Annotated in this window: 4 protein-coding genes and 1 tRNA gene; 2 read left to right on the plus strand and 3 right to left on the minus strand. The window is 69.0% G+C overall.

What is annotated here, in order from left to right; all coding sequences use genetic code 11:
• Positions 1-52: 52 nt before the first annotated feature.
• From IH09_RS35755 to IH09_RS35765, 3 genes are all read right to left on the minus strand, one after another.
• A complete protein-coding gene (locus tag IH09_RS35755; RefSeq protein WP_052861924.1) occupies positions 53-2,005 on the minus strand; it encodes a radical copper oxidase GlxA in 1,953 nt (650 codons plus the stop codon).
• A 35-nt stretch (positions 2,006-2,040) separates the two neighbouring features.
• Positions 2,041-3,927, minus strand: coding sequence for a glycosyltransferase family 2 protein (locus IH09_RS35760; protein WP_052861925.1), 1,887 nt, complete (start codon positions 3,925-3,927; stop codon positions 2,041-2,043).
• 715 nt (positions 3,928-4,642) lie between these two features.
• Positions 4,643-4,716: transfer RNA gene (locus tag IH09_RS35765), tRNA-Lys, on the minus strand.
• A 1,028-nt stretch (positions 4,717-5,744) separates the two neighbouring features.
• Here IH09_RS35765 and IH09_RS35770 point away from each other — a divergent pair.
• On the plus strand, positions 5,745-6,164 hold the full coding sequence (locus IH09_RS35770; RefSeq protein WP_242641272.1) for an SsgA family sporulation/cell division regulator: 420 nt from the start codon (positions 5,745-5,747) through the stop codon (positions 6,162-6,164).
• Positions 6,164-7,435: a hypothetical protein gene (locus tag IH09_RS35775; RefSeq protein ID WP_094794894.1), complete on the plus strand. Its 1,272-nt coding sequence runs from the start codon at positions 6,164-6,166 to the stop codon at positions 7,433-7,435. Before IH09_RS35770 ends, IH09_RS35775 begins: the two co-directional genes overlap by 1 nt.
• Positions 7,436-7,568: the final 133 nt, after the last annotated feature.

Raw genomic sequence — 7,568 nt, forward strand, 5'->3', positions numbered from 1 at the left:
CCCCGCGCCCACCCCCCGCCCGCCCACTAGCGCCACCCACCAGGCACGCCCGTCAGCCAGGATTCCCCGCCTGCGGGACTTTCACCCACACCGCCTTGGACGGTGTGCCCTGGTCGTCGACCGCGTTGAGCATGTACCAGCCGGGCGGGACCAGCGACGGGTCCTTGGGCACGGTGACCGTCACCCTGTCCTTCGTTGCCGTGAAGTCCAGCGCGATCGACCGCTGTTCGATGTTGGTGACATGGGTGAACGAACCGGGCCGGATCAGCCGCATCTTCTTGATCGATACGGGGCGGGGGGAGCGGTACGTCGCCGTGCCGCCGAGCGCGACCGTCTTCGGCCCCGGATCCGTCAGCTCGGGGCGCGAGGACCGGAAGAGATACGGCGGGGTGTAGAGGTCGATCTGCTGCTGGAAGACGCCGGGCTTGGTGTTGTCCTTGTCGGCGTAGAGCGAATCGGACCCGAAGGTCATCACCCGGCCGTCCGGCAGCAGCAGGGCGCCGGAGTGGTAGTTGCGGCCCACCAGCGGATCGGCCACCGGACGGGAGGTGTTGGCCTTCGGGTCGTACAGCTCGGCCTTGAGCACGTTGGAGTCGCTGCGGCCGCGGTAGTCGCCCGAACCGTTGGTGGTCAGCACCGTGTCGTCCGGCATGATCACGCTGCTCGGGTAGCGGGCCTTCTCGTACAGATCCGGGCCGTCCGTGAACCGCGGGCTGGGGGCGTGCAGATCCACGATCCGGGTCTTGGCCGTCGAACGGGGATCCTCGCCGACCCCGCCGCCGCCGAGCACCATGTACCGCTGTTCCTGCGCGGGCGGCAGCAGCACGGACATCGACGTCTCCAGGATCTTCGGATCGCTCATGCCGGGCACGACCCGGAACGCGTTGGACTTCAGATCCCAGATGCCGGGGGTGCGGCCGACGTTGTCCGGACCGTAGCCCGCGTTGGAACCGGTATAGAAGATCCGGCCCTTGTCGGTGAGGAAGAGCGCGGGATACGTCGGGAAGAACCGCTGCTTGGGCAGGTAGGTCCACTTCTTGGTGGCGGGGTCGTAGATCTCGTTCTTGCCCGGGACGACCTGCCCGATCTCGTCCAGCCCGGAGACCGAAAGGACCTTGCCGTCCTCCAGTGTGGTCAGCGTCGGATACCAGCGCGCCTCGTTCATCGGGTCGACGGAGATATAGCGCTCGGCCACCGGGTCGAACTCGAAGGAGTCCTTGATGCCCTGGAAATCCTTCTTGTCGAAGGAGAGTTTCTGTGCGATGCCGTAGAAATTCTGGGCGTCGGCACCGGTCAGACCGTGGATGCGGTAGTTGTCCTGAGCGCCGGTGGAATACGCGGGGCCGTCCTTGAGTGCCTCGACGTATACCCGGGCCTCGCTGTGTGTCACGGTGACCCGGCCGGTCGCCAGGTCTTTGGTCTTCTTCGCACGCGGCACCACGATCGCGTCCTTGGAGGCGAACGTCTTGTCGTTCTGCTTGCCGGTGAACAGCGTGCCGGCCGGGAATGTCTTGGGGCCGTCCGGATTCTCGTTGTAGACGATCATGAGGCCGCCGGCCTTCTTCACATCGCCGCCCAGCTTCTCGTAACGCTGCGTGCCGCCCGCCACCAGGAGATTGCCGTTCGGCAGCTGGGTGTGCCCGGAGCAGAAGAGGTCCTTGGGCGTGGGGATGTTCTTGAAGGTGTTCCGCTCCGGATCCCACAGCACCGTACGGAACGATTTCGCCTTGAAATTCGCCGCGTTGTTGCCGGAACCGGCGACCAGCAGCACTTTTCCGGTGTGCAGCAGAGCCGCGTGGATGGTGTTGATGCGGTACGCGTCCGGAACGTCGACGACATCCCAGTGGCCCTTCGCCGCTTTGTACTCCGGCTTGTTGATCGTGTACTGGTGGTACTTCTCCGAGGCGAAGCCGTAGAGAGCCGGGCCGTTCACCCCGGCCAGTGCGAGCACCACCGCCGTCGCTATCGCCACTCTGCGGGCGCGACGGCTCGGACGGTACTTCATGTGTGACGTCCCCCAAGGGCGATCTGCATGGTCTGTTAGGAGGCGGCCGATCCGAGGGCCGGGGCGGCGGCCGGGTCGGCGGTCTGGGCGGCGTTAGGGGCAGCGGCCCGGCCGTCTTCGGCCGTCTTCCGGCCGCGCTGCTGCGCGCGTACGCCCAGCCGCCAGGCGACGATCGGCGCGGCCGTGATCAGCAGGGCGAGCGCTGCCCAGGTGATCATCGCCGGATGGCTGTGGCCGAGTACGAAGGAAGCGCCCAGCGAGCCGCCGAAGACGAGAAGGAAGAACAGATGCACCCGGAACGTGCCGAACAGCGTGTCCGGGCTGGACGAATCACCCTTCGGCGTCACCACGAACGTGCTTTTGCGGCGCAGCACGGTATCGAACAGCGAACGCGCGTAAATCGGCGCGGACAGCGCGGACATCACCATTCCGGCGACACCACCGGAGCCCTCCGGCTCATGCGGGGAGACATTGTGCCGGCGGTTCCAGACGTACAGCCCGATCTGCAATGCCGAGGCATTGCCGTACAGCATCATCCACACCGAAGGATCGATCTGCACACCCGATGCGCCCAGTCCCAGGAACAGCGCACAACTGAGCGCCGCCAGAATCCAGTTCAGCGCCGACATCGGATAGAAGATGACCATCATCGTGTAGTTGAAGAGCCGGCCGGGCGGCAGCGTGAAAGGCGCCTTCCAGAACTGCTTGAGTATGGTCTCGTACGTTCCACGCGACCAGCGCAGCTGCTGGGTGAAGAAGTCCGTCCACGCCGTGGGTCCTTCACCGACCGCGAGCACATCCGGTGTGTAGACCGACCGCCATTTCCTGCCGGTCTGCGGATTGCGGTGCCGGTGCATCTCGAAGCCGGTCGCCATGTCCTCGGTGATCGAGTCGTACAGCCCGCCGATCTGCTTCAGGGCGCTGATACGCACGGCATTGGACGTGCCGACGAACATCGGCGCACCGTAACGGTTCCCGGCCCGCTGGATCAGCGCGTGGAAGAGGAACTGCTGCGATTCGGCGGCCTTGGTGACGAACGTGTCGTAATTCCCGTACACCTGCGGGCCGATGACGAAGCCGACGTCCGGGTCACGGAAGAAGCCGAGCATCCGCTCCAGATAGTTCGGCAGCGGGACGTGGTCGGTGTCCACGGACGCGAAGAAGTCGTAATTGTCGCCGTGCGCCTGGAGCCAGGCGTTGTAATTCCCGTGCTTGGTCTTGGCGCGGTGCGGGCCCTTGGCCTGATTCCACTGCGGAACGCCCTTCCGCGTGAAGTGATGCACGCCCAGCCGCCGGCAGACCTCCTTGACCTCGGGGTCGTCGCCCTCGTCCAGCAGCCAGATGTGCAGCAGTCCGCGATGACGCACCCGGACCGCCGCCTCCAGCGTCTTCGTCACCATCGCCAGCGGCTCCTTGCCGGGCACGAAGGAGGTGAGGAAGGCGACGCGGGTGCCGCGCTCCGGGACGACCGGGACGGGATCGCGGGCGACGAGCGTGGCGTGCGCGTTGGAGAGAACGTTCATGCAGCGGAAGAGCTCGATCAGCCCGATCGAGACGAGCATGACGGTGTCCAGGACCGGCAGGAAGTCGTAGGCGGGGTAGTCGCGTTCGGTCCAGTGGGCCGGCTGCATCAGCCAGACGAGCAGCCCCAGCGAGACCAGCGGTGCGGCGCCGAGCAGCAGCGCCGCGCGTATCCGGTGCGGTTCGCCGGCCAGCAGTGAGCGGTAGCGGACCGTATAGGGCTTGCCGGGTTCCGGCTGGGTGAGTGGACCGGCGAGTCGGCTGTAGTGCTCGTAGTCGTAGCGCGGCAACGGGCGCCGCTGGGCCCGCCGTCGCTGCTGCTGGTGTGGTACGCGCAGGCGTGCCGTCGCGGACGGATCGAATGAATGCTGCGGCCGGGCGCCCTCAGGCGGCGACGTCATGAGTCCATCCCCCCGCACGCGGCGCCGGCCACGTGCACTGTTCCGATGGCCCGCGCCCCGGTCCCCCCGGACCGGCTCGGGCTACTGGTGTCGACCGTCCCGCCGAGAGACGGTGACGGGCCCATTCCGGTTGTGTGCACGAACGCCTCGCCTTCCTCGCGGTGCGGCGAGGTCCCCGCGCCTGTGACACGGCAACCGGTACAACCCCCAACTCCTGTGAATCACGGCCGAATTCGGCCGAGGTCCCAGGTCAGGGTGCCCAACCACTTCCATGATCGCAAGGCCGAACATGTTGCCTAGGGACAAGGCAGTGCAATCCGGGTGATCCTTGCGCGGGGTATCCGTTGAATCCACAACTGTGCAGTAATTACGCGGCAATTGTGGGGTGACTGTGTGGATTCTGGGGGATGCTGCCGAAGTGCCGGGGGTGGTGCGGCGCGGTGTGATGCGGCGCGGTGGGCGTGTAAATCGGGGGTGTGGGGGGCGGGGTGATGATCCGCGGATCGCGAACCGCGGGCCATGATCGGCAGTCCGAACTCGGTGGCTCGGTGGCTCGGTGGCTCGGTGGCTCGGTGGCTCGGTGGGCGATCCGTGAATCCGAACAAATATTCGGACCGAGGGTCACCGTCCGCGCCGATCGTCCGCCCGGTACGAGCCCCCGCCGCCCCATGCAATGACTGAGGCCCCCCGCATGGCGAGGGGCCTCAGTGTTACGTGCGCCGCCAGGGACTCGAACCCCGGACCCGCTGATTAAGAGTCAGCTGCTCTAACCAACTGAGCTAGCGGCGCGCGCTGACCTGAAGAACTTTACACGACCCCCGGCGATACTCCGAACCGCCTAACCCGCTTCCATGCATGCAGGCGCTGTGAGGTGGGCCACATCTGCGCGGGCCGCACCCGTTCACTCTGATGCGGCCTTTATTACCCCACGAGAAACTTTCCCGGTGCGGGCCGAAAGGCCCTTGATCTCGGGACTTTCGACTAATCGGTTGCCCGAATTGGTCTGTGAAGATCGAGTTCGTAGCCGTAGTACATCAGTTGCCCCGTCAACATGCGGTATCTCCTGCCAGTTGAGAGGCTGAGGCGAAAGCCGAGGCGAAAGAACTGAACGAGTCTGGAGGGGAGCTGGAATGGCAGCGCCGGGATGCGCCGAATACGGGCACGCGGACACCCGCGGGCGCGCGCATGACCGCCCGACTCGCAGCATGCCCGCGAGCAGCCACGGCCGCGCCGGACGAGGCCCCCGTCGCCAGACGAAGCTCCGGACGGGGACCGCACCAGCACCCGTACCCGTGCCCGATTCCGTACGGACCGCACCGCGCTTCCCGGCGAGACCGCCGCGCCGCCGCCCCCGCACCCCGATACCGGCCCCGGCCCGGTGCACACGGCCCGACTCCGTCCGGCATACCCGGACGGTACCGAGTCCCCACGCGCCGCTCACCGGCCCGACCGGCCGCGCCCGCCGGAGTGATTCCGGTGGACGCGGGGCGCACCGATGCCATGGACACATCGACGGCTACAGCTCGCCACGCGGCGGCCGGCCGGCGGCGAACGGACCTGCCACGAGGCCCGAGTCCACGCGCGGGCACGGCCGCGGAGGCAGGCGCCGGCGGCGGGTCTTCCCGTGAACGCGCGGACGGCGGTACGGGCCGCACCGAGGGCCGGTCCGGCCCGTCCGCGCGCCCCGGCAAACCATGGCGTCCGTCACTCCTTCCCCACCTCCTGCAACCCCACCCTGCACGGCAGCGTCTGCTAGGACGCGCGCCCCGGATTCGGGTCTCCCGGGACTCGCCCCTCCCTTGGAAAGGTTGATCGTCGTGGTGTCGACAGCCAAGCGCACCCTTGAGATGCAGCTCCTCCTCGGTCCGGAAGGTACGGTGCCGGTGGCGGGCCGGTTCAGCTACCGCAGTGACCGTCCGTTCGAGGTCGAGGTCGTCTTCATCAGCCGTGGCCGGACGGTCGCCACCTGGCTGTTCGCCCGTGAGCTGCTGCTGAACGGGCTGCGCGACGAAGCGGGGGAGGGGGACGTAAGGGTGTGGCCCTTCCGTGGACTCAACGGACAGCGCCGGGTCCACATCGAGCTGTCCACCGACGAGAACGTCTGCGAACTGTCGGTACGCGCGACGGAGCTGACCGCCTGGCTGGAGCAGACCGCGGCGATCGTGCCGCCCGGCCACGAGGACCGCTACCTCGACATGGACATTCACCTGGCCAGGCTGTTCGCGGGGAAATGCTGATGACGATCACAACCACCACCATGACCACCGGCGCGACGACGGACACGGCGTCGGCAACGACACCGGCGGGGACGGCTGCAGCCGGTCCCGACCTCGGTATACCGCCCACGCCCCGGGTCCCGGCCCGTCGGGCACCGGGGGCGACAGGGGGCGGCCGGCCGGATGCTGACGCCCGGTCGGCCACCGGCGCCGACCCGCTCGGCACCCAGGGCGATACCGCCTCCGCCCTCCCGCCGCACGATCCGCGGGCACACGGCTTCCTGCCCGAGCGGCCACCGGTCCGTTCCATGATCGGTACGTGGACCCGGCTGGACGCCATGGCCCGCGAAGTGGCGGTCGCCCCCGGCCGCGAGGCCGCCGTCGCCATCGTCGAACGGGCCCGCGACGCGGACGAGTTGAGCGCCCTGCGGCAACGGGTCTCCCGACTGTCGCCACGCAACGCGGAGGCCGCCGCCATGCGGGTGGCGGTGATCGCGGTGGCCTGCGGCTGGGGCGGACTCGACCCGCTCGCACCGGCCGCGCGCCAGTGCGCCGACGAGGGATTCCTCGATCTGTGGGCCGCCATCGCGCACCGGATCGACCATGAACAGTTCGTCGCGCTGCCCACGCTCGCGCTCCACAACTGGGCGCCCGAACGCAAACCCCGTCGGCACATCCCCATCGACCAGTTGGCCCGCACGGAACCGCTCGTCCCGATCGTCCGCTGGGCGCCGGAGGGGCAGCCGCTCAGCCGCCTGGACCTGCTGATGCTGGCCGCGACCCGGCTGGAGGCGCACGGCATCTGGCTCTTCCGGCTCGCCGAAACCCTCGCGGGCCGCGCACCCGACGACTCCTCCACTCCGACGGCGCTGCGCCGCCTCGTCCGTATCCAGCACTCCTTGCGCGCCCAGCTCCACTCCGAGGCGGCGGGGCTGGCGGCGGCTCCGGCAACCGCCCAGCAGCGCGCGGTACTCGGCGCGCTCGCCGAACAGGGCGCCCTGGAACCACCGGTACTCCAGGCCGCGGACGCGGTGCTCGGCGTCGGCGGGCGGCGGGCCGGCGAGGGCAGGCGCCAACACCTGCGCCGCCACCTCCCCGTGCAGCACCGTGCCTGGCTCAGCGCCATGGACCGCCACTGCGCCCCGGTACGCACCCTCGCGCACCGCGGCGGCCCCGACGCCGCGGTCTACCGCGAGGCTCAGGAGTCCCTCATCGCCCTCCGCCGCACCTACGCCGGCCTCGTCCAGACGGCGGCCCGCCCGGTCTCCGGCCCCCTGACGGCCGCGGCCTGACGTCAGCCGGACGGTCGGACAGCCGGGCAGTCCCGCCCGGCCCGCCACACCGGGGCTACGGGCGGGACACTCAGGCCGAGGGTGCGGGAGGCCCTGTCTCGCCTGCTCGCCCCGCCCCGCCCCGCCCCGCCCC

This window comes from Streptomyces celluloflavus (genome assembly GCA_000720995.1).
Classification (GTDB): Bacteria; Actinomycetota; Actinomycetes; order Streptomycetales; family Streptomycetaceae; genus Streptomyces; species Streptomyces celluloflavus.

What these genes read in the sequence shown, in the direction of transcription:
- IH09_RS35760 (WP_052861925.1), bottom strand. Translation starts at nt 3,927, where the DNA reads ATGACGTCGCCGCCTGAGGGCGCCCGGCCGCAGCATTCATTCGATCCG.
- IH09_RS35755 (WP_052861924.1), bottom strand. Translation starts at nt 2,005, where the DNA reads ATGAAGTACCGTCCGAGCCGTCGCGCCCGCAGAGTGGCGATAGCGACG.
- IH09_RS35775 (WP_094794894.1), top strand. Translation starts at nt 6,164, where the DNA reads ATGACGATCACAACCACCACCATGACCACCGGCGCGACGACGGACACG.